The sequence below is a fragment of the Methylobacterium sp. WL18 genome, from assembly GCF_008040015.1.
Classification (GTDB): Bacteria; Pseudomonadota; Alphaproteobacteria; order Rhizobiales; family Beijerinckiaceae; genus Methylobacterium; species Methylobacterium mesophilicum.
In genome coordinates this window covers 1-24,479 of the sequence record NZ_VRVD01000027.1, presented here as the reverse complement: position 1 = coordinate 24,479, position 24,479 = coordinate 1, and the positions used below count along the sequence as shown (strand labels likewise).

The 24,479-nt window shown below is 64.6% G+C and carries 16 protein-coding genes, 1 tRNA gene and 2 pseudogenes; 10 read left to right on the top strand and 9 right to left on the bottom strand.

Translation table 11 applies throughout. From position 1 onward, the window contains the following. A pseudogene (locus FV228_RS05010) lies at positions 1-346 on the bottom strand (GNAT family N-acetyltransferase); the annotation flags it as partial. A 307-nt stretch (positions 347-653) separates the two neighbouring features. On the opposite strand from FV228_RS05010, the gene zapE reads away from it, so the two are divergent. Continuing rightward, positions 654-1,886 carry a cell division protein ZapE gene (gene zapE / locus FV228_RS05005; protein ID WP_147853578.1) on the top strand — a complete coding sequence of 411 codons (1,233 nt, stop codon included), beginning with the start codon at positions 654-656 and terminating at the stop codon, positions 1,884-1,886. Continuing rightward, positions 1,883-4,837 carry a response regulator gene (locus FV228_RS05000; protein ID WP_246693831.1) on the top strand — a complete coding sequence of 985 codons (2,955 nt, stop codon included), beginning with the start codon at positions 1,883-1,885 and terminating at the stop codon, positions 4,835-4,837. Before zapE ends, FV228_RS05000 begins: the two co-directional genes overlap by 4 nt. 59 nt (positions 4,838-4,896) lie before the next feature. Here the strand turns inward: FV228_RS05000 and ubiB are convergent, their stop codons facing one another. The 3 genes from ubiB to leuB all read right to left on the bottom strand — a co-directional run bounded on the left by ubiB (position 4,897) and on the right by leuB (position 8,853). Then, positions 4,897-6,459 (bottom strand): 2-polyprenylphenol 6-hydroxylase, encoded by a 1,563-nt coding sequence (gene ubiB, locus FV228_RS04995; protein ID WP_147853577.1) that lies wholly within the window; start codon positions 6,457-6,459, stop codon positions 4,897-4,899. Between the two features lie 415 nt (positions 6,460-6,874). Beyond that, complete coding sequence (ubiE, locus tag FV228_RS04985) at positions 6,875-7,657, bottom strand: bifunctional demethylmenaquinone methyltransferase/2-methoxy-6-polyprenyl-1,4-benzoquinol methylase UbiE (protein ID WP_147853575.1); 783 nt, start codon at positions 7,655-7,657, stop codon at positions 6,875-6,877. A gap of 86 nt (positions 7,658-7,743) precedes the next feature. Continuing rightward, entirely contained in the window at positions 7,744-8,853 is a 1,110-nt protein-coding gene (leuB, locus tag FV228_RS04980) for a 3-isopropylmalate dehydrogenase (protein ID WP_147853574.1), read from the bottom strand. Between the two features lie 409 nt (positions 8,854-9,262). On the opposite strand from leuB, the gene FV228_RS04975 reads away from it, so the two are divergent. The 7 genes from FV228_RS04975 (at position 9,263) to FV228_RS04940 (ending at position 19,187) form a co-directional block, all read left to right on the top strand. Further along, the gene (locus FV228_RS04975; protein WP_147853573.1) at positions 9,263-10,828 is read left to right on the top strand and encodes a 2-isopropylmalate synthase; all 1,566 of its coding nucleotides are present in this window, start codon (positions 9,263-9,265) and stop codon (positions 10,826-10,828) included. Positions 10,829-10,931: 103 nt separating this feature from the next. Beyond that, positions 10,932-11,007: transfer RNA gene (locus FV228_RS04970), tRNA-Lys, on the top strand. A gap of 560 nt (positions 11,008-11,567) precedes the next feature. Next, positions 11,568-11,765 (top strand): hypothetical protein, encoded by a 198-nt coding sequence (locus FV228_RS04965; protein WP_147853572.1) that lies wholly within the window; start codon positions 11,568-11,570, stop codon positions 11,763-11,765. A 562-nt stretch (positions 11,766-12,327) separates the two neighbouring features. Further along, positions 12,328-14,766 (top strand): DEAD/DEAH box helicase family protein, encoded by a 2,439-nt coding sequence (locus FV228_RS04955; protein ID WP_147853571.1) that lies wholly within the window; start codon positions 12,328-12,330, stop codon positions 14,764-14,766. Positions 14,767-14,768: 2 nt separating this feature from the next. Then, positions 14,769-16,223 (top strand): N-6 DNA methylase, encoded by a 1,455-nt coding sequence (locus tag FV228_RS04950; protein WP_147853579.1) that lies wholly within the window; start codon positions 14,769-14,771, stop codon positions 16,221-16,223. Then, the gene (locus FV228_RS04945) at positions 16,220-17,776 is read left to right on the top strand and encodes a restriction endonuclease subunit S (protein ID WP_147853570.1); all 1,557 of its coding nucleotides are present in this window, start codon (positions 16,220-16,222) and stop codon (positions 17,774-17,776) included. The genes FV228_RS04950 and FV228_RS04945 overlap by 4 nt, the downstream gene beginning before the upstream one ends. Positions 17,777-18,045: 269 nt before the next feature. Continuing rightward, a protein-coding gene (locus FV228_RS04940) for an IS3 family transposase (protein ID WP_147853569.1) occupies positions 18,046-19,187 on the top strand; the annotation gives its coding sequence in 2 pieces (ribosomal slippage) (positions 18,046-18,322 and positions 18,322-19,187; 1,143 coding nt in all). 4 nt (positions 19,188-19,191) lie between these two features. Here FV228_RS04940 and FV228_RS04935 read toward each other — a convergent pair. Beyond that, positions 19,192-19,329: a hypothetical protein gene (locus FV228_RS04935; protein WP_147853568.1), complete on the bottom strand. Its 138-nt coding sequence runs from the start codon at positions 19,327-19,329 to the stop codon at positions 19,192-19,194. A 116-nt stretch (positions 19,330-19,445) separates the two neighbouring features. On the opposite strand from FV228_RS04935, the gene FV228_RS04930 reads away from it, so the two are divergent. Then, positions 19,446-19,910, top strand: a complete 465-nt coding sequence (locus tag FV228_RS04930) for a hypothetical protein (protein WP_147853567.1) — start codon at positions 19,446-19,448, stop codon at positions 19,908-19,910. Between the two features lie 1,112 nt (positions 19,911-21,022). Here FV228_RS04930 and FV228_RS04925 read toward each other — a convergent pair. From FV228_RS04925 to FV228_RS32930, 4 genes and pseudogenes are all read right to left on the bottom strand, one after another. Then, positions 21,023-21,379, bottom strand: coding sequence for a hypothetical protein (locus tag FV228_RS04925; RefSeq protein ID WP_147853566.1), 357 nt, complete (start codon positions 21,377-21,379; stop codon positions 21,023-21,025). Positions 21,380-22,172: 793 nt separating this feature from the next. Further along, on the bottom strand, positions 22,173-22,748 hold the full coding sequence (locus FV228_RS04920; RefSeq protein ID WP_187277639.1) for a PilZ domain-containing protein: 576 nt from the start codon (positions 22,746-22,748) through the stop codon (positions 22,173-22,175). 349 nt (positions 22,749-23,097) lie between these two features. Beyond that, a pseudogene (locus FV228_RS04915) lies at positions 23,098-24,351 on the bottom strand (EAL domain-containing protein); the annotation flags it as partial. Between the two features lie 14 nt (positions 24,352-24,365). Next, positions 24,366-24,479: transposase domain-containing protein (locus FV228_RS32930; protein WP_147853959.1), on the bottom strand; the 114-nt coding region annotated here is incomplete at its 5' end.

Below are 24,479 nucleotides of genomic sequence, written 5' to 3'. Positions count from 1 at the left end.
GGGCGAACAGGGACGCGCCGATGCCCTGGCGGCGGAAGGCGCGCTCCACCGCGAAGGCGGCTTCCGCCCGCGGGCCGAGACCGTAGGGTAAGGCCCCGACAGCCATCGGCCGCAGCTCGGCCAAGCCGCGCAGCTCTCCCTCCACGAAGGCGCCATACATCACGCCGTCGGCGGTGAGCGCCTGCGCGGCATAGGCCCGCACGCCGGCTTCGCTGACGTTGCCCATGAAGCGATTCGCGCGCGCCTCCGGATCGAGGCGCAGGAAGTAGTCGAGGACCGCATCGCGGTCGGCCGGCCATAGGCGCCGGACCGTGTGGGCCGACACGGCGAGGTGTCGAACGGCCATGGTGAGTCTCCGGTCTGTGCGCGTTGTCGCGCAAGTTGGTCCGGACGTTCCTCCCGAAGGACGAGGCTGATCTCGCATCCCCAAGCTCGTTGTGCAATGCAGCAAAATGACTGAGCCCGTTGGCGGGAGGCCTGCCATGCGCCGGCTTTCTGGAACGGGTCGGCACGCCGTGTTCCAGGTTGCCTTGGCCCGCGGGCTTGATTCGCGTCGAGCTTGCACGGCACAGGGTTGCGGCCCCGGCGGGAACCGTCGACCAGGGGCGGAGGTGCCGGTCCGGCGCCGTATCGCGTTTCAGGGGACCGGCGGCGTGAGCGAACAATCCGGGAAGCAACACGCGCCATCCGCGGAGGCGCGGGCCAGCGCCGTGTCGCCCGGCCCGGTCCATGAGCGCTACGAGGCCCTGGTCGCCACCGGCGCCATCGAGCGGGATCCCGCCCAGGCACAGCTGGTGCGCGCCCTCGACCGGCTGATCCAGGATCTCGGACGCCGCAAGCGTGCGAACAAGACCAGCGCGCTGGGATGGCTGTTCCGGCGCAAAGACGAGGCGCCGGCTCCCAAGGGTCTCTACATCTGGGGCTCGGTAGGCCGCGGCAAGACCATGCTGATGGACCTGTTCCACGAGGCCGCGCCGGGACCCAAGCGGCGGGTCCACTTCCACGGGTTCCTCGCCGACGCGCACGCGCGCATCCACGCTTACCGCCAGGCGCTGAAGGCCGGCACCGTGAAGGGCGACGACCCGATCGGCCCCGTCGCCGACCAGCTCGCCGACGAGGCGACCCTGCTGTGCTTCGACGAGTTCACGGTGACCGACATCGCCGACGCGATGATCCTCGGGCGCCTGTTCGGCCACCTGTTCCGCCGCGGCGTCATCGTGGTGGCGACCTCCAACGTCGAGCCCGACCGGCTCTACGAGGGCGGCCTCAACCGGGCTCTGTTCCTGCCCTTCATAGCGACGCTGAAAGAGCAGGTGGACGTGGTGCGGCTCGATTCGCGGACCGATTTCCGCCTGGAGAAGCTCGGCGGCGCGGCCGTCTATCACGTGCCGGCGGATGCGGCCGCCCGGGCGGCCCTGGACGCCGCGTTCAAGGGCCTCACCGGCAAGGCGCGGGGCCGCACCGCGACGATCCAGGTCCAGGGCCGCGACGTCGCGATCCCCGAGGAGGCCAACGGCGTCGCGCGCTTCGGCTTCGACGACCTCTGCCGGCAGCCGCTCGGCGCCTCCGACTACATGGCCCTGGCGCGGACCTTCCACACGGTGATCCTCGACGGGATCCCGGTGCTCGGAGAGGCTGAGCGCAATGAGGCCAAGCGCTTCATCACCCTGGTGGACACCCTCTACGACCGGCACGTGAAGCTCGTCGCCTCGGCGGCGGCCGAGCCGCAGGACCTCTACGCGGCGGAGTCCGGGCGCGAGGCGTTCGAGTTCGATCGGACCGTCTCCCGCCTGATCGAGATGCGCTCGCGGGAATACCTCGCCCTGCCGCACGGACGGGCCGATTCCGAGGCCTCGGGTGCCAGCACCGGGCTGGTGGAGACGTGAGCCGCCCGGGAGTCGGCTCGATCTTCCGCCTGCGGCGGCCGAACTGGCGCGGTGCCGGTCCGCTCGGACCGCTTCTCGGCTCGCCGGCCGCCTTCGTCCTGCTGGTCGTCGCGCTCGCGGCGGGCACGGCCAACTACATTGCCGGAGAGGCCGACCGCGCCGCGACCGCGCGGGCCAACGCCACGATCACCGGGGTCGAGCGGCTGCTCTCCGAGGTCAAGGACCTCGAGACCGGCGAGCGCGGCTTCGTGCTGGTGGGCAGCGAGGATTACCTGACGCCCTACACCGTCGCGCTCGGCAAGCTCGAGACCGAGCTCGCCGCCCTCGGGGCGACCGCGCAGGAGCCGGTCCGAAGCGGCGGCCCGTCGCTCGCCGGGCTGGTGGCGCAGAAGCGCGACTTCGCCACCCGGGTGGTCGCGGCACGCCGGGACCGGGGCTTCGACGCGGCCACCGACCTCGTCCGCACCGGCGAGGGCAAGCAGCTGATGGACGCGATCCGCGCGGAGGCGACGGCCCGCCAGGCGATCACGGCCCAGCACCTCGGCGAGGTGCAGGCCCGGGAGCGCTGGCGCGGGCTGATCCTGTTCCTGCTGTCGGGGGCTGCCGCGCTCGGCGCGATCGTGCTGCTGGCCCGCCTCGCCCTGGTGCGGCGGCAGGAATCGCTGCGCATGTCGCGCCTGCTCGACGGCGTGCTGGCCAACGCCCCCGTGGGCCTCGGCTTCCTCGACCGCGACCTGAAGATCCGCCACATGAACCGGGCGCTCGCCACCATGAGCGAGCGCGGCTTCGGGGCCGATCTCGGGGCCCCGATCTGGGCGATTCTGCCGACGCTGCAGGAGGCGCTGGCGCCCAAGCTCGCGGCGGCGCTCAACGAAGGCCTGGTCTCGCCCAACGTGCCGGTGGCGATCCCGACGCCCTCGGCGCCCGGGGGCGTCCGCCAGTTCTCCATGAGCTTCTACCCCCTGCGCGGCGAAGCGACCGGGCCGGACAGCGGGCAGGACGTCGAGGGGGTGGGCCTGGTCGTGGTCGACGACACGATCCGCCACCTCGCGGAGATGCGGACGAAGCGCAGCGAAGAGCGCTTCCGCTCGCTGATCGAGGCCAGCGCGGCGATCGTCTGGACCGCCAACCCGGAGGGCAGCCTGCACCGGCGACAGATCGCCTGGAGCCGCTTCACCGGCCAGGACGAAGCAGCCTACGCCGGCCTCGGCTTCCTCGACGTGATCCATCCGGACGACCGGGCCCACACCCAGGCCGACTGGGCCCGCGCGGTGACAACCCTGCAGCCCTACGCCACCGAGCACCGGATGCGCGCCCGCTCCGGCGCGTACCGGCACATGAGCGTGCGCGCCGTGCCGATCCTCGAAGCGGACGGCACGCTGCGGGAATGGGTCGGCACCCACACCGACATCACCGAGCGCAAGGAAGCGGAGGCCGCCATCGAGGCGGCGCGGGCCGCGGCCGAAGCCGCCAACGAGGCCAAGAGCCAGTTCCTGGCCAACATGAGCCACGAGCTGCGCACGCCGCTCTCGGCGGTGATCGGCTATTCCGAGATGGTCCAGGAGGAGTTGGAGGATCTGGGCGAGGCCGCCCTGATCGCCGACATGAAAAAGATCGAGTCCAACGCCCGGCACCTGCTCGGCCTGATCAACGACGTGCTCGACATCTCCAAGATCGAGGCCGACCGGGTGGAGATCTACGCGGAGGATTTCGACGTCGCCGAGGTGGTCCGCGACGTCGCCGCCACAGTCGAGGGGCTGATCGCCAAGAAGGGCAACACCCTCGCGCTGGACCTGGCAGCGGATGTCGGCACGGCCCACACCGACGTGACCAAGCTGCGCCAGTGCCTGATCAACCTCCTGAGCAACGCCGCGAAGTTCACCGAGAACGGCCGGATCACGCTTGGGGTCACCCGCACCGCGGAGGCTCTGCGCTTCACGATCGCCGATACCGGCATCGGCATGAGCGCGGAGCAGGTCGGGCGCCTGTTCGAGCGCTTCACCCAGGCCGACGCCTCGACCACCCGCCGCTTCGGCGGTACCGGCCTCGGCCTATCGATCACCCGGGCCTTCTCGGAAATGCTCGGCGGCGCCATCGTGGTGGAAAGCCGGGAAGGGGAGGGCACCGTCTTCACGCTCACCCTGCCGGCGCAGTTCCAGGGCCCGGAGGCCGAGCACGCGAACGCGGACGGCGCGGGCGTCGGCGACCGCCGGACGATCCTGGTGGTGGACGACGATGCCGCGACCCGCGATCTGCTCGCCCGCTTCCTGGAGCGGGAAGGGTTTTCCGTGGCGGTGGCGGAGGACGGGCGCCGGGGCCTCGAACGCGCCCGCGCCCTGCGCCCCCGGGCGGTGCTGCTCGACGTGACCATGCCGCAGATGGACGGCTGGGCGGTGTTGCGGGCTCTGCGGGCGGATCCCGAGATCGGCGCGACGCCGATCGTGATGGTCACGGTTCTGGACGAGCAGAACCTCGCCTTCTCCCTCGGCGCGACCGACTATCTGCAAAAGCCGATCGACTGGAGCAGCCTGCGCCAGGTCATCGACCGCTTCCGGCCGGTGACCGTCGATGGCCCGATCCTGGTGGTCGAGGACGAGGCGGACGTGCGCGCCCACCTCTGCGCCTATCTCGGCCGCGAGGGCTTTCCCGTGGTCGAGGCGGAGAACGGGCTGCGCGCGTTGGAGACGCTGGAGACGGAGCGTCCCTGCCTGGTGCTGCTCGACCTGATGATGCCGGAGATGGACGGCTTCGGCTTCCTGCGGGCCATGCGCGCCCGGGTGGACTGGCGCGACATCCCCGTGGTGGTGCTCACCGCCAAGGACATCACCGCCGAGGACCGCCGCCGCCTCGCCGGCCAGGCCGATCGGGTTCTGGCGAAGGGGACCACCGGCCTGAGCGAGCTCGCCCGCGAATTGCGGGCGCTGATGCCGGGGCATGCCGAGGTGGATTGAATCGCTTCTCGTCCCGCTCGGGACGATACCGCGGTTGGATACTCAGCCGATCCTGGCGATCAGAAGCTCCGGAACGCCATCACCAACGCCCCAATCGCGATGCCCCACAGGGCGAGCGTCGACCAGAGCGCGCGCCGCCGCTCGGTGCGGGCGAAGCGCTCCAAGCGTTGCGCGTCCCCGGTCCCGCTCTCGTCGAGGCGGATCAGCACGCGCTTGAGCCGCGTCGCGAGGTCGGGGATGTCGCCGACCACACCGGAGAGCACCCGCAGGGCCTCGAAGCCGCTCTGGGCGCGCCCGAGCGGGCCCGCATTCGTGGTGATCCAGCTGCGTACCACCGGCTCGGCGGTGGTCCACATGTCAAGGCGAGGATCCAGCGAGCGGGCCACGCCCTCGACCACCACCATGGTCTTCTGGAGCATCACCAGCTCGGTTCGGGTGCTCATGTCGAACAGGGCGGTGATGTCGAACAGCAGCGTCAGCACCTTGGACATCGAGATTTCGTCGGCCCGGCGCTGGTGGATCGGCTCGCCGATCGCCCGGATCGCCTGCGCGAAATCCTCCACCGAATGGTGCGCCGGCACGTAGCCGGCCTCGAAATGCACCTTCGCCACCCGGCGGTAGTCGCGCAGGATGAAGCCGAGCAGGATCTCGGCGAGGAACCGGCGCTCGTTCAGGCCGAGCCGGCCCATGATGCCGAAATCCACCGCCACCAGCCGGCCCTCGGCGTCCACCAGCAGGTTCCCCTGGTGCATGTCGGCGTGGAAGAATCCGTCCCGGATCGCCTGCCGCAAAAAGCTCTGGATCACCGTGCGACCGATCGCTTGCGGATCGTGGCCGGCGGCGGCGAGTTCGGCCGCGCTGTGCAGGCGCACACCCTCGATCCACTCGGCCGACAAAACCTCCCGGGCGGTCAGCTCCCATTCGGGCTTCGGCACCCGAAAATCGAGGTCGTCCCGGGTGTTCTCGGCGATCTCCGAGGCGGCGGCCGCCTCCAGCCGGAAATCCATCTCCATCATCACGGAGCGGGCGAGGATCTCCACCACCTCGCGCGGGCGCAGCCGTTCGGCCTGCGGCGAGAGGGCGTGCACCACCCGGGCCATGAAGCGCATGACTTCGAGGTCGCGCATGAACCGCTCGCGGACGCCCGGGCGCATCACCTTCACGGCGAGCGCCCGCTGCGTGCCGTCGGCATCCTGCACGACGGCCTTGTGGACCTGTGCGATCGAGGCGGCGGCGATCGGCTCGCTGAACGACACGAACAGCGCGTGCACCGGCTTGCCCAGTGCCATCTCGACCACCTTCAGGGCGGTCGCCTGCGGGAACGGCGGCACCCGGTCCTGCAACCGCTCCAGGTCGAAGGCCGCCCGCATGCCGACGATGTCGGGCCGGGTCGCCAGGAACTGGCCGAACTTCACGTAGGAGGGGCCGAGCCGTGTCAGCGCGGACGACAGTCCGGCGGCGCCGTCATCCAGACCCCGGCGCTCCAGGGACCGTCCGAGCTTCAGCGCGAAGCGCAGATGCGCGGGCAGCTCCGACGGATCGACCAGGGCGAGCGCGCCCTCGCGCGCCAGGACGAAGCCGACCCGGGCGCCGCGGAACAGGTTGATCGCGGCGCCGATCATGGACGCACCATCGTATCATCCAGGCCCCGCCGAACGCTCGCAAGATGAGACATCGACATGCCCTCGGCGGGCCTCTCCGCCTCCTTGCGGCTACGGCCTGCCCTGGTTTCGAACGCAGCCGCGGGCATATTGTGCGTGCAGAAGGCGCTGGTCCCCTCTCCCGTGCGGGAGAGGGACAGGGTGAGGGATGCGACCTTTCCGGAAAAACCTGGTCCCTCACCCCAACCCTCTCCCGCACGGGAGAGGGGGTGCGTCGCGGCCTGCAACAACCCTGGTGCCTCAAACCTGTGTCGCCCGTCGCCCTTGCAGGCAGGAGCCGGAGGTGGTGCCGGATGCGGCGCGGCGGTCCCGTCTGAACCACCCCCACCCCCAGCCCCTCCCCATGAGGGGGAGGGGAAAGCGTTGTGGGCCAAGATCAGGAGACCTTCCAGCCGGAATGGATCGCCACGATCCCACCCGAGAGCGGCCGGTCCGTGACGTGACGGAAACCGGCACGCTCGATCATGCCGCTGAAGGCACCCCGGCTCGGGAACTTCCGGATCGATTCGACCAGGTACCGGTAGGATTCGGCGTCCCCGGCCACCCGGGCGCCGATCCGCGGGATTACGTGGAAGGAATAGGCGTCGTAGATCCTGTCGAGCAGCGGGATGTCGACGGCTGAGAATTCGAGGCACAGGAACCGGCCGCCGGGCTTCAGCACGCGGCGCGCCTCGGCGAGGGCCGTCTCGATCCGCGGCACGTTCCGGATGCCGAACGCGATCGTGTAGGCGTCGAAGGCGGCGTCCGGCAGCGGCAGGGTCTCTGCGTTGCCAGTGACGAAGGCGATCCGGTCGCCCGCGCCCTCGACCTTCTCCCGGGCCCGCTCGGCGCCGACGCGGAGCATCGATTCGTTGATGTCGAGCACCGTGACCCGCGTCTTGGGACCGCCCGCGGCGAGCACCCGGAACGCCACGTCGCCGGTGCCGCCGGCGACGTCGAGATGCGCGAAGGGCCGGCCCTGCGGCGGCCGCAGCATCGAGACGAGCTGCGCCTTCCAGGCCCGGTGCAGGCCCGCCGACATCAGGTCGTTCATGACGTCGTAGCGGCGGGCGACCGAGTGGAAGACGCTGTCGACGCGCCCCTGCTTCTCGTCGAGCGACACGCGCTCGAAACCGAAATCCGCGCCTTCGCGCTCCGTCGCCCCGTCCCCGGCCTTCATGACGCTCCCGTTCCTCACGTCCGCGCGTCATAGCGAAGGCCGCGCCCATCCGCCATGCGTCCTATCACGCGGACGGTGCCGGATCCTCAGCCGACGCGGGCACGCAGGGCGTCCGCCACGGCATTCGCCATGGCGCGGGTGCCCATCGGATTGGTGCCCTCGCCGGCGATGTCGGCGGTGCGGGCGCCCCCGGCCAGCGCATCCATGACGGCGCCGTCCAGCGCGTCCGCGGCCTCGCCCAGGCCGAACGAGTAGCGCAGGCACATGGTCAGCGAGCCGATCATGGCGATCGGGTTCGCCTTGTCCTGGCCGGCGATGTCCGGGGCCGAACCGTGGCACGGCTCGTAGAGCGCCCGGCGCACGCCGCTGTCGTCCACCGCGCCCAGCGACGCCGAGGGCAGCATGCCGAGGGAACCGGTGAGCATCGCGGCGAGGTCGGACAGCACGTCGCCGAACAGGTTGTCGGTCACCAGCACGTCGAACTGCTTCGGCCGGCGTACCAGCTGCATGGCGCAGTTGTCGGCCAGGATGTGCTCCAGCTCGATCTCGGCGTAGTGCTCGGCATGGACCTTGGTGACGACCTCCTTCCAGAGGACGCCGGACTTCATGACGTTGTGCTTCTCGGCCGAGGCCACCCGGCCGGAACGCTTGCCCGCCAGGTCGAAGGCGACCTTGGCGATCCGCTCGATCTCGCCCGTCGTGTAGACCTGGGTGTCGACCGCCCGTTTCGAGCCGTCCTCCAGGATGGTGATCTCCTTGGGCTCCCCGAAATAGACGCCGCCGGTCAGTTCGCGGACGATCATGATGTCGAGGCCCTCGACCAGCTCGCGCTTAAGCGCCGAGGCGTCGGCGAGCGCCGGGTAGCAGATCGCCGGCCGCAGGTTGGCGAACAGCTCCAGATCCTTGCGCAGCCGCAGCAGGCCGGCCTCGGGACGGTTCTCGTAGGCCACGCCCGCCCATTTTGGGCCGCCAACCGCGCCGAGCAGGATCGCGTCCGCCGCCCTGGCGCGCGCCAGGGTCTCGTCCGAGAGCGGGCTGCCGTGGGCATCGAGGGCGCAGCCGCCGACGAGGTCGGTCTCGGTCTCGAACGCGGCGAGCCCGGTCTCCTTCAAGGCGCCGAGGACGACCTCCATGCCGGCCGCGACCTCCGGGCCGATCCCGTCGCCGGGCAGGAGCAGGAGCTTGTAGCTGGCCATGGCGGTCTCGCGGGTTCTCTCTCGACGTGCCGGCGGGCTTTATCGAGGGCGGACCGCGCTTGGCAAGGCGGCGGGCGAGGGCGGCCCTTGTGTTTCCGGCACGCGGGGGCTACCTCTGCGGCCCTTCGCGCGGATGCCGCTTCACGCCGTCCGCGATTCACCCGGGAGAGACGAGCCTTGGCCAGAGCCGGCTCAGCGTCCGAGACCGCCCACGCCGCTTCGCCGGCGTTGCGGTCGCGCGCGCATCGTGCCCGGCTTCGTCTTCCGCTTCTGCTTACCCGCCCCTGAGGGCCGTCCGGGCGCGCGCGCCTGGGCCTTCAGGGGATTTTTTGAATTCGCGAACCTCGCCCCTTTTGGGCTCCCCGCCGCCCCGAGCCTTCCGCCGGGCGGCCCGCGACAGGGTAAAGCCATGACCACCACCAGCAGCACAACCGCCCGCGAACGCATCGTCATCTTCGACACCACCCTGCGCGACGGCGAGCAGTGCCCCGGCGCAACCATGACCCACGACGAGAAGCTCGCGGTCGCCGAACTCCTCGACACGATGGGCGTCGACATCATCGAGGCGGGCTTCCCGATCGCCTCGATCGGCGACTTCGAGGCGGTGTCGGAGATCGCCCGGCGGACCAAGCGCGCCACCATCGCGGGCCTCGCCCGCGCGATCCCCGCCGACATCGCCCGGGCCGGCGAGGCGGTGCGGCACGCCAAGCGCGGACGGATCCACACCTTCGTGTCGACCTCGCCGATCCATCTCGCGCACCAGATGCGCAAGACCCAGGACGAGGTGCTGGAGATCATCCTCAAGACCGTCGCCCAGGCCCGCGACCTCGTCGAGGACGTGGAATGGTCGGCCATGGACGCGACTCGCACGCCGATCGACTACCTGTGCCGCTGCGTCGAGGCCGCGATCAAGGCCGGCGCCACCACGATCAACCTGCCCGACACGGTGGGTTACGCCACGCCGTCCGAGTATCGCGACATGTTCGCGTCCGTGCGCGAGCGGGTGACCAACGCCGACCAGGCGGTTTTTTCCGTCCACTGCCACAATGATCTGGGTCTCGCGATCGCTAACTCGCTGGCCGGCATCGAGGGCGGCGCCCGGCAGGTCGAGTGCACGATCAACGGCATCGGCGAGCGCGCCGGCAACGCCGCGCTCGAGGAGATCGTGATGGCGCTGCGCACCCGCGCCGACGTGCTGCCCTACGAGACCGGCATCGAATCGACCATGCTGACCCGCGCTTCCAAGCTGGTGAGCCACGCCACCAACTTCCCGGTGCAGTTCAACAAGGCGATCGTCGGCCGCAACGCCTTCGCGCACGAGAGCGGCATCCACCAGGACGGCATGCTCAAGAACGCCGAGACCTACGAGATCATGACGCCCGCCTCGGTGGGCCTGACCAAGACGTCCCTGGTGATGGGCAAGCACTCGGGGCGGGCGGCGTTCCGCTCCAAGCTCGACGACCTCGGCCTGCACCTGTCCGACAACCAGTTCCAGGACGCGTTCGAGCGGTTCAAGGCGTTGGCCGACCGCAAGAAGCACGTCTACGACGAGGATATCGAGGCCCTGGTCGACGAGAACCTCGCCACCGCCCATGACCGGATCCGCCTGGTCTCGCTCTCGGTCATCGCCGGCACGCGGGGCCCGCAGCGCGCCACCCTGCGCATCGCCGACGAGGACGGCACCCGGATCGAGGAGGCCGACGGCAACGGGCCGGTGGACGCGGTGTTCAACGCGATCACCGCCCTGGTGCCGCACAAGGCCGAGTTGGAACTGTACCAGGTGCAGGCGGTCTCCGGCGGCACCGACGCGCAGGCTGAGGTCTCGGTGCGGCTGCGCGACGGCGACCGCAGCGTCACCGCCCGCGGCGCCGACCCGGACACACTGGTGGCGTCCGCGAAGGCGTATCTCTCGGCCCTGAACAAGCTCGCGGCCCACGCCGTGCGGGTTCATGCACAGCACGCGGCAGCGGAATAGCAAAAAACCCGCGTCCGGGGGTGGACAGCCCCCGGATGCGTTGGTATCAGCCCGCCACCCCGGACGGACTTGGTGGCCACCGGGGCGGGTCGCAGACGCGATCGGGCGCATAGCTCAGTTGGTAGAGCAGCTGACTCTTAATCAGCGGGTCCTAGGTTCGAACCCTAGTGCGCCCACCATTCAAATCAAGGACTTAGATGCGGAAACGCCCGCCCAGGGCTTTCACTTCTACCCTAAACGTAACATCTGACGTAACACCGCGCGTCATCTCTCTTCCTGAAGAGGGTGCAATCTTATTTGAGTTGCCGGGACTGGTGGCGACGGATGCGGATTGCTGGGCAAACGGTGTAAGGTCATTGCTCAAGGCGCGCTGCACTTGTTCGTCGCTGAGGCGCGTTCGTAGGATGCATACGAGGGGTCTAGAGTCCTTTCCTGGGCACCACCACCCGCTAAGTCATTGACGTATTGATTTCTCAGGATAATCGAGCGTGGACCGGTATACAAAACCGGGGCACAGCCGACCATGGTCCTGAGAATGGCGAGACACGCTAAGCGCAGCGACCCCACACAGCATCAGTTCAGATAGCGGGTTCCTGCGGACGTCGTTGATCGTGTCCGAGGGCAACTCCTCGTTATCGACCTGCCGGCCGTTGGCAGCGTCCGCGCCCAGCGCCTGCCGGTCACGATCGGCGATGAGGTCAAGTTCTCGCTTCGGACACGTGATGGTGATGCCGCGACGGTGCTGCGTCTCCACGCGCTGGCGGCAGTGGAGAAGCGATGGCAGGCGGTCCGTAGCGGTCCGGCCACACTGAACCACAAACAGCTCGTGGCACTCGCTGGCGAGGTCTATCGGCTCTTCATCAGCCGATTCGAGGAGAACTCCGGCACGCCCGACAACTGGGCGGCGTTCAAGGCGTTTAACCGCGTGCTAAAGTAGGGGCGGATCGCCAGCGCGCCACCGATCGATCCTGACCGCCTGCAGGACGCGTCTGCAGCCACCGAGGCGTCCTCTTGGATTGAGCGCCTGCGAGGCGCGAAGGGCGTCTACGTTCTGGCCTCGCTGCGGTCCGGAGAGCACTACGTCGGCTCGGCGGCCGGCAAGGGCGGCTTTCACCAACGCTGGCTGCAGCACGCAGCCGTTGGCGGCGACGCCGTCGGATTGCAGGCCCACGGCGCTGCGGACTACCAGGTAGCAATCCTCCAGGTCGCAGCGGGGTTCGAGACGGACGACGAAATCGTCAACCTTGAGCACCGCTGGATGAATAAGCTGCAAACCCGCGGCATGGGCTTGAACGGCCAGCCACGCGTCAGCGGATCTGAGGCTCCTACACCGCCCTCATAGCAGCTTGTGTTACGGTCGAGTGGAAGGCCGAGCCACCTCGTGACAACGATGCACCACCCCACTGGCTTCGTACTACCTTAGCTTGTGGCGCTGGTGGCAGCATGGCATCCAGGCTGGAAGGAAACGCCAAGCTTCAGCGGGCCAGTCGGACTCTGCGATGGACAAGTGGTCGCTCAGCGAGCGAGACATCTGCACGAAGTTCATCACGCCCGCGCTTGAGAAAGCTGGGTGGGATATCGCCTCGCAGATTCGCGAGGAGGTCACGTTCACTAAGGGGCGCATCACCGTCCGCGGCAAGCTCGTGACGCGCGGGAAATCCAAGCGCGCCGACTACGTTCTCTATTTCAAGCCCAACATACCCTTGGCTCTCATCGAGGCTAAGGATAATAAGCACAGCGTCGGCGACGGCATACAGCAGGCACTTGGATACGCCGAAACGCTGAATGTGCCGTTTGTCTTCTCGTCGAATGGCGACGGCTTCCTTTTCCACGATTGGACGGGCGCGAGTAGCCCAACAGAGAGCAACCTTGGTCTGGATGCTTTTCCATCCCCCGACGAGTTGTGGGCCCGTTATCGCGCATGGAAGGGCTTAACCCTCGAAGGTGAAGAGCTCGTCCTGCAGGCCTACTACGACGACGGCAGTAAGAAATCCCCGCGCTACTACCAAGTGAACGCCGTCAACGCGGCGATCGAAGCTGTCGCCAGCGGCAAAGATCGCGTGCTGCTTGTGATGGCGACCGGCACGGGCAAGACATACACCGCCTTCCAGATCATCTGGCGGTTGTGGAAGGCAGGCCGCAAGAAGCGCATTCTGTTCCTAGCCGATCGCAACGTGCTGATCGATCAGACGATGGTCAACGACTTTCGGCCGTTCGGCCCCGCTATGGCGAAGCTCTCAACCCGCTCGAAGACGATTGAGAAGAGCGACGGCACCAAGGCTGATGTGGCCATAGCGCTGGACAACAAACGCCGCATCGACACGGCCTATGAGATCTATCTTGGCCTCTACCAAGCCATCACGGGGCCGGAAGAGAAGCAGAAGCTCTTCAAGGAGTTCTCGCCGGACTTCTTTGACTTGATCGTCATCGACGAGTGCCATCGCGGCAGCGCTGCGGCAGACTCGGCTTGGCGAGAGATCCTCGACCACTTCACTACGGCAACGCAGATCGGCCTGACGGCGACACCGAAAGAGACCGCTTACGTCTCAAACACCGACTACTTCGGCGCGCCGGTCTTCACGTACTCGCTGCGACAGGGCATCGAGGACGGCTTTCTCGCGCCATACAAGGTCGTGAAGGTCCATATCGACCGCGATGTTGAGGGCTACCGGCCGGAGAAGGGTCAGCTCGACCGTGAGGGCAACGACGTCGAGGATCGCATCTACAATGCGAAGGATTTTGACCGCACGTTGGTGCTCGACGATCGGACGAGATTGACCGCAAAGAAGGTCACGGAGTTCCTTAAGGAGAGCGGCAACCGCTTCCAGAAAACCATCGTGTTCTGCGTCGACGAGGAGCATGCCGCCCGCATGCGCCAAGCCCTCGTGAACGAGAACAAGGATCTGTGTGACGCAAATCACCGCTACGTCATGCGGATCACCGGGAGTGATAAAGAGGGCCAGGACCAGCTTGGCAATTTCATCGATCCCGAGTCGAAGTACCCAGTGATAGTCACCACGTCCAAACTCCTCTCGACTGGGGTAGACGCTCAGACTTGTCGGCTCATTGCGCTCGACCGCGCCGTGGGATCCATGACCGAATTCAAGCAGATTGTGGGCCGAGGAACGCGCGTCCACGAAGATACGAACAAGCTATTTTTCACGCTCATCGATTTCAGGGCAGCGACAAGCCACTTTGCCGATCCCGAGTTCGATGGCGATCCCGTGCAAATCTACGTGCCCGGGTTCGACGACCCTGTTACTCCACCGGACGACCCGCAGCCACTCCCCGATGCCGACCCGCAAACTACGCCTGACGGTGGAGGAAGCGATAACGACCCGTCGACCACTCACACCACTGGCGGCGGTCACACCGGCAAGATCTATGTCGATGGGATCGGAGCGAAGGTTGTCGCAGAGCGCGTTGAGTACCTCGACGAACACGGTAAGCTCGTCACCGAGACTTTGCGGGATTTCACCAAGACTGCACTCAAGAAGCGGTTCGCCAGTCTTGATGACTTCCTGAAGCGATGGAAGGCTGCAGATCGGAAGCAAGCCGTGGTCGATGAGCTAGCGGCCGAGGGTTTGCCTCTCGACATCATCGCCGACGAGCTCGGCAAGAACCTCGATGCGTTCGACCTCATTTGTCACGTCGCCTTCGACGCCAAGCCACTTACGCGGCGTGAACGAGCAGAGCAGGTCAAGAAGCGTGACGTGTTCACTAAGTATGGCGGAAAGGCTCGCGCCGTGCTCGATGCGCTACTCTCTAAATACCAAGACGAGGGTGTGCTCACACTGGACGACACCAACGTCCTGAAAATCACACCATTCAAATCCATAGGCACCGTCGTCGAACTTGTAAGAGCGTTCGGCACCAGGGCTGATTTTGAGAACGCCGTGCACGAGCTGCAAGCGGCCATGTATCAGGAAGTCGCGTGAGCATGTCGGTCCGAAATATTGTTAAGTCCGTGCAGGACATCATGCGTCAGGACACTGGCATCGATGGCGACGCACAGCGCATCAGCCAGTTATGCTGGATGTTCTTCCTCAAAATCATCGATGACCAAGACCAGGAGCTGGAGCTCACACAGGACAGCTATCAATCCCCCATCCCGGTTAAGTTGCAGTGGCGCAATTGGGCTTCGGATCCCGAAGGCATCACAGGTGACCGACTTCTCGCGTTCATCAACGGGGAGCTGTTCCCAGCGTTGAAGAACTTGGCGCTGACAGGTCAAGATGTAGACCGCCGTCGTGTCGTTCGAGACGTATTCGAAGACGCCTATAATTATATGAAGTCCGGTCAGCTTATCCGACAAATTGTTAACAAGATATCGGCCGTCGATTTCAATGACCTCGCTGAGCGCCAGCATTTCGGTGATATTTACGAGCAGATTCTGAACGATCTCCAGTCTGCAGGAAACGCAGGTGAGTATTACACCCCTCGCGCCGTAACCGCATTCATGATTGATCGAATTGATCCGCGGCCCGGAGAGACGCTCTTCGATCCGGCTTGCGGCACTGGCGGCTTTCTTACCTGCGCGATCCGCCACATGCGCGATCGTTACGTAAAAAAGACCTCTGACGAGTGGCTCCTTCAAAATGGCCTTCGAGCCGTCGAGAAGAAGCCGCTTCCTCACATGCTCTGCGTCACCAACATGTTGTTGCACAGCGTCGAGGACCCGAGCTTCGTCCGTCACGACAATACGCTGGCCCGTCCGCTCATCAGCTGGGGCAAGGACGAGCGCGTCGATATCGTCGTAACCAACCCGCCCTTCGGCGGCCGCGAGGAAGACGGTATCGAGAACAATTTCCCGACATTTCGTACCAAGGAGACGGCGGACCTTTTCCTCGCACTTATCGTCCGGCTGCTGAAGCCCGGCGGACGCGCAGCTGTTGTGCTGCCAGACGGTACGCTGTTTGGTGAGGGTATCAAGGCAAAGCTCAAGGAGCATCTAATGGAGGAGTGTAACCTCCACACAATCGTTCGGCTGCCGAACTCTGTGTTTAAGCCGTATGCCTCTATCGGTACGAACCTGCTCTTCTTCGAGAAGGGTGCGCCCACGAGGGACATCTGGTTCTACGAGCATCGAGTTCCCGAAGGCCAGAAGGCTTATTCGATGACGAAGCCAATCCGGCTGGAGCATCTACAAAGCTGCATGGACTGGTGGGGCGGCAAGGACCGGAAGGGTCGAGTGCAGACCCCGCAGGCCTGGAAGGCAAGCGCCGATGAGGTGAAGGCGCGCGGCTACAATCTGGACTGCAAGAATCCTCACGCGGCAGCTGACGATCACGGCGATCCGGGCGCGCTTTTAGCCGATCTTGCTCGCGCCGAGGCCGAGACAGCGGGCTATCGCGACCGGCTGAAGACGATCCTTGCCGAGGCGTTGACCCGATGAACGCGGAACGACTGCTGGCGCACTACGAGCGTGTTGCCGACGCTCCTGACGCGATGGCTCGTCTGCGTCGCTTCATTCTCGATCTGGCTGTGCGAGGCAAGCTGGTGCCGCAGAATGCCGCTGACGAGCCAGCGCCAGAGTTGCTGGAGCGTGTTGAGCACGAGAGGGTTGACCAAGCCGATTTGCCGAAAGGATGGCACAGAGCGAAGGTCGGGACTCTCTTGAGTTTTCAGTACGGAAAGGGTCTGAAGTCCAGCGAGAGAGGCAATCAAGGCCGCGTCCCTGTATTTGGTTCCAATGGAGTCGTTGGCTTCACAATAGAGGCGCTGGCATCTTGCCCATCCATCATTGTAGGCCGCAAGGGATCGGCGGGTGCATTGAATCTCTGTAACGGGCCCTCCTGGACTACCGACGTGGCCTACTATGTCGAGCCTCCATCGTACTTTTCGATAAAATTTTTACTCCATGCACTCGCATCACTTGACTTGGCGAGGCTTGGCAAGGGTGTGAAGCCTGGTCTCAGTCGGTCCGACGCATATGAACTGGTGTTGTGCGTCCCCCCGCTTGCCGAACAGCTTCGGATCGTCGCGAAGGTCGACGAACTAATGACTCTCTGCAATGAGATAGAGGAGGCGCATACAAGCCGCGAAGCTGTGCGCGATCAGCTAACTACGGCAAGCCTAGCGCGTCTAGACACACCAAATCCCGAGACCTTCCAGGCCGACGCCCGCTGCGTCCTAGACGCATTGCCGGCGCTTACCACGCGCGCCAGCCAGATTAAGGCGGTACGCCAGACCCTGCTCAACCTCGCCGTGCGCGGCAAACTCGTGGCGCAGGACCCAAACAACGAAACGGTGTCGGAACTGCTGAAGCAGATCGCTGCAGACAAGGCCGAGAGGGCAGTCTCTGCACGCGACCGCCGTGCTACACAGATCAAGCCATTGGTTGCTGACGTAGTCCCATTTCCACTGCCATCAAACTGGGCTTGGGTATCGTTTGGAGACATAATGATCTCCCGCGACGGCGAGCGCATACCCGTATCGCGCGAAGAGCGTGAGCAAAGGGCAAAGGTCTACGATTATTATGGAGCTTCTGGAGTTATCGACAAAATTGATAGTTTCATATTTGATAAGCCGTTGCTTCTGATTGGGGAAGACGGTGCGAATCTGGTCAATAGGTCGACCCCGATCGCCTTTATTGCACGGGGAAAATACTGGGTGAACAATCACGCACATGTCTTAGATGGTCTTTCCGAGGCATTCTTGCGGTATGTGGAGCTATTCATCAATGCAATTGACCTGAAGCCATATGTGACGGGGGCTGCGCAGCCCAAGATGAACCAAGCGAAGATGAACAGCATTCCGATCGCACTCCCACCGCTTGCCGAACAGCACCGCATCGTCGCCAAGGTCGACGAGCTGATGGCGCTATGCGACAGGCTAGAGGGATGCCTTCGTGCTGGTGATGAGGCGCGAAGCCGCCTCCTTGAGGCTCTCGTTTCTGAGGCTTTAACGCCGAACGACAGTGCTGAGCTTATGGTTGCTGCCGAGTAGGTGAGGGCCTGCATAGGAGTACAGTCGGGCCTTCGGTGTGCCCTACTCAGATCCGAGCGACGGGGGCGGGCAAGTGGCTTAAGGCAGATGCGGCCGGACGGCATGAAAACGCCCTAACTGCCAAGTGACAGCGAAAGCCACTCTGTGCGAACATAAGGCCAAGCTGGGTGATGTTATGGACAAAGAGACAGTTCGCATGGCTGTGACCTGACCGGCTGGCTTTGGACCGGGCTGATTGAGAGGATCAGCCAGGACCGAAGGAGTCGGAGATGCGGCGAGGTCAGAAGACGAGTGCGGAGCAGGTCGTGCTGAAGCTGCGCCAGATCGAGGTGCAGACAGCACAGGGCAAAAGTTTGGCCCTGGCGTGCAAAGAGGCGGAGATCTCTGAGCAGAGCTATTACCGCTGGCGCAAGGAGTACGGCGGCCTCCAGGTCGACCAGGCCAGGAAGATGAAGGATCTGGAACGCGAGAACGCTCGGTTGCGGCGGCTGGTAGCTGACCTGTCCTTGGAGAAGCAGGTGCTGGCGGACGTCGCCTCAGGAAACCTGTAGCCCCCGAACGACGCCGGCAGGCGGTGGACGGCATCCGAGAGAAGTACGGCCTCTCGGAACGTCACGCCTGCCGGATCATCGGCCAGCACCGGGGCACGCAACGCTACGTGCCCACCGTGCCGGCCGACGAGGATGCGCTGACCCGTGCCATCATCGCCCTGGCGTCCGAGTACGGACGCTACGGCTATCGCCGCGTCACCGCGCTGCTGCAAGCAGCGGGGTGGCAGGTGGGCAAGGATCGGGTTCAACGCATCTGGCGTCGCGAGGGGGTAAAGGTCCCGCAGAAGCACCGACCCCGTAGCCGCCTATGGCTGAACGACGGCTCCTGCGTGCGGCTACGACCGCTTCACCGTAACCAAGTCTGGAGCTTCGACTTCGTGCAGGCGAAGACGCACGACGGGCGGAGCCTGCGCATCCTGACGCTGATCGACGAGCACAGCCGGGCCTGCCTCGCGCTGAAGGTGGCGCGACGCATCAACAGCGTCGGCGTGGTCGAGGCGTTGGCGGAGGCGATGTGCCTGCACGGCATCCCGGAGCACATCCGCTGCGACAATGGCCCAGAGATAATCTCCAAGGCGTTGCGCAAATGGGTCGCCAAAGCTGGCTCACAGATCCAGTACATTGCGCCAGGATCACCGTGGGAGAACGGCTATTGCGAGAGCCTCAACGGCAAGCTTCGTGACGAGTGTCTACGCCAGGAGATCTTCTACTCGCTGAAGGAAGCGCAGATCGTGATCGGTCTATGGCAAACCACCTACAACCGCGTTCGACCGCATTCGTCGCTGGGCTATCGGCCGCCCGCGCCCGTCAGCTACCCCGATCTGGCCTTCCGGCTACCCTTGGCCGCCGCCATGCAGTAGCCTCTCAATCGGCTCGGTCCAAAATACCGGTCAGGTCACCGGGAAGATCTCGGCGGTGAATGCGAAATCTATAGCCCAAACGGTGAGCAATTTTTCGAACAGTAAGCTCTGGCTTCGTGTTCGCCCTGCGAATCGCGGACATCGTTCGACGCCGAGCATCAGATACGCCTTCGAAAGACGTGCAACCCGCTTACGCTCGATGACGCCCCATAGAGTTCTAGCCGGCTGAGCACCGGAATCCGTTATAGGAGATGCTACATGGCGGTGAACCCAGATATCATGGAATTGGTCGGGATCCTGAACGAAGAAGGATTCGAAGCACTCGCCGGAGAACTGCTTACCGAGATCGGACTTGGTCGGGAGCTTCCGGAGCCAGGGGACTATGGCGCACCGTTAGAGCAAGCTGATGCTCTTGATCCGCAGGCTGATCCCCCAATTCGCCGCCAGGCCATCCCCGAGGATGAGCAATTGGGATTCGCAATGCGCTTCCTGAGGCTTCGTCTGGTAGAGCCCGTTCGTCGACTCGCTGAGGCAGAACGGCTTGCCGGGAGCATCCAATCCTTCTCGGGACTCGTAGAGCGAGCAGAACCGATATCTATCACTTTCATTCCGACGGAAGACGGCGACCCACCCAGGTTAGCACGGAAGTCAGCGCCGGGAGACCAAACAGACGCAGACGAACTCGCACGAGTTCTTGGTTCCATTGCTCGCGAGATCGCATAGCCCATGCCGTTGGATTTAGCACTCGCAACCGAACTTCGAGGCATATTAGCGCGATATCGTGTCGCGCATGGTGTGGCAGCGGTGCCGAATAGCCAAGGCAAGGCGCTCGAGGCCTGGGTGCTGATGAGGTTAGCTGAGAAGGCCCGCAGTTCCACCCACTGGGACGTAAGCCTGCGGCGCGCAGATGAAACCCCTGTGCCAATAGGCGCTAGCTTCGACCTCCCAGTAGGACAGTCCGGTATCCCGCCGTCCCATCCTACGGGTAGATGCCACGTACTCCTGCGACGACATCGGGATGGTCTGACGCTCGAACTGCATGGCAGCCTTCAATGGCTGGGGCGCAGCACCGCGACGCATGAGTGCGATATATCTGTCCTGCCTGGAACAGTCGCATCGACGTTGAGGACACACGGGGGAGGGCGCCCAGAAGGACTGCCGGTTGCAGCATACGAGTGTAAGGACAAAACGAGTTCAGCCAAATCCGACGAGATGCGAGAGAAAGTCGCTCGGCTGTTTGATCTAGTTCTGGTGACTCGAGCACAACGCGGAATAAGCTGCCGTATCTACGTGCGTGCTGCCGGGGGACATCCTTGGGGGACCAGAAGCTCTACCTATCGCTCATTCTTTTATAGAGGAACATTCGGCGTCGTTCGCGCCGGGGGTTTTGACATGGGGGCACGACGCCTCGCAACGCACTACCACATCAAAATGCACGGAGACATTTACAATAGATTGCAAACAATAACAGAGCTGGAAAACGGTTGGGCGCAGTTGCTCAACGAAATCGACAGCCTCCGTTAGGTTACCGGTCAGACGATTTGCCTCGCTGTGGTGATCAGACTCGTTAGACACAATAGCGGGAGGCGACTGCCTTTCGTGATACAGGACCGTGATACAAAATGGCGATCGGCGGCCCGAACGTCTTAATGGAATCAATGACTTAGTTCCAGGATTGGCGAGTCCTTTCCTCGGCACCATCAGCAGGCTAAACCCCTGAGCTGCAAAACACATTCATCTACGAGGGACTAACCGCGGTCCGACCGCACAACGGACCAGCAAAACATGCCCCTCCAGGTGCCAAGGTTGATAAAGCGTCCCGAATCCTCAGTCGGTCAGATCGTGCAACGCATCCATGGGACTTGATCGACAACGTCTGCGTCATGCTCCTCGCTGTTCCTGTCGTCGACACCGTAGTGGTCCGGCGGGTCTCTGCGACGGCGCCCGACGTTCGGGCGCCCTTCGGCACTCGCGATGACAGCTGCCGTCTGGATCGTGGTGAGCAAGCCGGCGGGAACTCCGATTCTCCGCAAGGCTTCGGCCACCTCCCTAACCAGCGTGCGGACGCTGGAACTCGCAACGGCCGCAAGGTAATCAACTGCTGGCACAGCAGTGGGGCCAAGTTCGCCCAGCACTCTGACGAACTCGATCCGCGCCTTCATGCTGTCAGTAGCTTCGAGCTGCTGAACCAAGGCGTCCAACGTGCCGCTGTCGAGGCTCGCGATCGCGTTCGCGATTTGGTACAGCGCTTGCCGCCCCAATACGTAGCGGAATGTCGCGCGTAGCGGCCCGAGCGAGAATCGCGAGCGCAGACCGATGGACCTGAAGTCCTTGGGGAAAGTCGCGCTGTCCCAATCGCTCTGAAAGTGCTCCAGTCCGTCGAGCAGCAGAGGCAGGTGAGGGCTGGCATCGCGCGAGCCCGACCAAAGACACGAGCGAGGGCCGCGCGCTGTGCGCTGGTCTCCGCCGCGAATTAGGCTTCGATCAAGGATGGGCGGCCACCGCGTCTATTCAACCGAGCACAGCTGTGGACTTCGAGTGTTCATGTTACGCTTGTGTTACGCGAGCTGCCGAGCCTCGACCGCATCGTTCCGACAAGTCCTTACGAAAACTGCGTTAAAACGAAGCCCAGCAGGTCATTACAAATCACCTGCTGCGACTCTGCGGCGTAAAAGGCCAAGAGTGGCATTTAGGGCGTTGCCAGCCAGTCGCATTGCTCGCGCCGCCCGCCCGCGCGGCTCCTGAAGCTCTGAGAGCTGATGTTGCGACGTCGCCCGAAACCGGACATTCGGCTACGCGCCCATCTCAGTCATTCGAGGAGTCTCTGCTGCCCTCCCCAAAGCAGATGTTTAGCGTCACGGCCTTGCCGCCGCGCCATTCACATATGAGCGGCTCTAAGTATCCGCGAAGTTCGGATTTAATCGTGATCATTGACGGCATGGATCACGGTCGCTGATCTGTACGCGACGGTCTAAACACCGCGCTTCAAAGCACAGTGTGCTCGCCGACCGCCGCGTCCTCGAGCGGTTCGAGAAAGGCCGCGCCGACGCCTCGCTCAATTCGACGCGCGACTGTCGCCTGACGTCGCCCAACTCGGATTATTTCGCCCAGCGCTGGAGCAAAATCCAATGACAGCGCCACGCCCGAGGCCGACAGGTTCAGGATCTGCGCCGGCACGCGCCGACTATCCGCCAGTTCGACCTCTACGGCTGTGCGCTCTGGATTGATCCGTCGGTGGACCCGCACGACCTCGGACAACTTCGCTTGCCGGCGCGCCAGCTCGATAAAGCGTCGCGCCACGTCGCCGGGTGAAGGGGTCGTGCCGATGACGCGCACGGCAAAGTCGCAACTCCCCGCCCACACGACACGAACCTGAACGGATCCAATGTCACGGATGTTGCAGATCAAACGCTCGTCGACCACCGGCAGCGTCGCTGATCGCAGTCTCAACCCTTCAGACGAGATGTCCACAGTGACCGCGTGGAACTCGGATCCGTCGCCGCGAAGGCACAGAGTGGGAACGACGACGGGGTGCCGAGCGGCGGCTCGACGATCGCTCATGCATCGATCGCCGCAGCGACAGGACAGTAAGCACCCCCGGGCGAGCAGGCGATTGGCCCTACCATATCGTTCATGATCGCGAGTGCTTTCGCAGGCAGGAGTGGCCGGTAGGGCTGCCGGTCGATCAGCGCTGCATAAAACTTCCAGATCGAAGCTATCGCCTGGTCGAGGTTGTGCATACGGCAGGCGTCGACCGCGCTGAGGGCGCGTACAGGGCACTCGCCAAGGCGCGGGGCATCCGTGATTAGCGCGAGATGGCTCACCATTCGTCGACATTCTGAGTTCTGGCTCACACGCTTAGAACCTACGGCCTCGTGCTGCTCTCCGCCGCGACGCATTTGAAACTGCGCTAGGCTACCAGGGCGTGACGGTCGCTATCAGATCGGACTCCATGCGTGTGCTCAGTGAAGGTCTTGATCGCAGCGGGTCGACCCATCAGGTAGCCCTGTGCCGATTGGCAGTTCTCGCCTGCCAGGAAGCTCAGCTCCGCTTGCGTCTCGACTCCCTCGGCGAGTACCGGAAGTCCCAGACCGCGGCCGAGCCCGAGAACCGAGCGCACGATCGCGGCCGTCTGTTCGTTGCCATCGACCGCGCGGATGAAAGAGCCGTCGATCTTGATCTTGTCGAACGGGTAGGCGCGTAAGTTCGACAGGGACGAGTAACCGGTCCCGAAATCGTCCATCGCGATGCGGACTCCGAGAGCCTTCAGCTGGCGCAGGGTGGACTGGGCCCGACCAGGATCACGGATGAGTGCCGTTTCGGTGATCTCGATCTCCAAGCGATTGGGCTTTAGCCCAGTCTGGAACAGGACTTCGTGAACGAGCTGGGCGAAGTGCGGCGCGTGTAGCTGCACGCCGGAGACGTTGACGGCGATCGTGAGTGGGTTCGGCCAGCTCGTCGCCTCACGGCAAGCTTCCCGCAACACCCACTCGCCGATCTGCAGGATCGCGCTGCTCTCCTCCGCGATCGGGATGAACACGCCGGGCGAAACTGGACCGCGCTGGGGATGCTGCCAACGCAGCAGCACCTCGAAGCCGAGTACGGTACCGGTCTGCACGTCGGTCTGCGGCTGGTAGACGAGGTGCATCTCGCCGCGGGCCACGGCGTGGCGCATGTCGTGTTCGAGGAGGCGCCGCTCTCGAACCTGCGTACCCAGCTTGGCTTCAAAGAAACGGTAAGTGCCTCGACCCTCGGCCTTGGCTTTGTAGAGCGCCGTGTCGGCATAGCTCAGGAGCAGCGCGCGCTCATCCGCGTCGTCCGGGTAGAGCGCGATACCGATGCTGGTGGCGATCATCGGACCGGTGGCATCGGCGCTGCTGCTGCGCAGCGCTTCCAGGACCTGCTCGGCCAGGCGCCCGGCTGCGACCGCTTGCTCGCAGGGCATCAGGATCGCGAACTCGTCGCCGCCAAGACGGGCCATCAACTGCGTCTCGTCGAGTAGTGTCGTGACGGAGCGGGCGACGGTGACCAGCATGGTGTCACCGGCCGCGTGACCGAAGAGATCGTTGACCTCCTTGAACCGATCGAGGTCGAGGCAGAGCACCGCGAGCTTCCGGCCGGTCGCCTCAGCGACCTTCAGCTCCTGGTCGAGGCGGTGATTGAAGGTAAGCGCTGTTTTCAGGCCACGGCTCTGAGGGCTGGCATGGCCGGGTAGGCCCATGGCAGCAGATCGTCGAGATGGCGCTGCGGGTGGCCCTCGACGATGCGGGTGATGACGTCGGCGAGGTAGGC

Excerpts from the sequence above, each read along its gene's own strand:
- leuB (WP_147853574.1), bottom strand. The coding sequence starts at position 8,853 with ATGGCCAGCTACAAGCTCCTGCTCCTGCCCGGCGACGGGATCGGCCCG.
- FV228_RS04945 (WP_147853570.1), top strand. The coding sequence starts at position 16,220 with ATGAACGCGGAACGACTGCTGGCGCACTACGAGCGTGTTGCCGACGCT.
- FV228_RS04935 (WP_147853568.1), bottom strand. The coding sequence starts at position 19,329 with ATGTCCGCGATTCGCAGGGCGAACACGAAGCCAGAGCTTACTGTTCGA.
- FV228_RS04950 (WP_147853579.1), top strand. The coding sequence starts at position 14,769 with ATGTCGGTCCGAAATATTGTTAAGTCCGTGCAGGACATCATGCGTCAG.
- FV228_RS04955 (WP_147853571.1), top strand. The coding sequence starts at position 12,328 with ATGGACAAGTGGTCGCTCAGCGAGCGAGACATCTGCACGAAGTTCATC.
- FV228_RS04930 (WP_147853567.1), top strand. The coding sequence starts at position 19,446 with ATGGCGGTGAACCCAGATATCATGGAATTGGTCGGGATCCTGAACGAA.
- ubiB (WP_147853577.1), bottom strand. The coding sequence starts at position 6,459 with ATGATCGGCGCCGCGATCAACCTGTTCCGCGGCGCCCGGGTCGGCTTC.
- FV228_RS04975 (WP_147853573.1), top strand. The coding sequence starts at position 9,263 with ATGACCACCACCAGCAGCACAACCGCCCGCGAACGCATCGTCATCTTC.
- ubiE (WP_147853575.1), bottom strand. The coding sequence starts at position 7,657 with ATGAAGGCCGGGGACGGGGCGACGGAGCGCGAAGGCGCGGATTTCGGT.
- FV228_RS04920 (WP_187277639.1), bottom strand. The coding sequence starts at position 22,748 with ATGAGCGATCGTCGAGCCGCCGCTCGGCACCCCGTCGTCGTTCCCACT.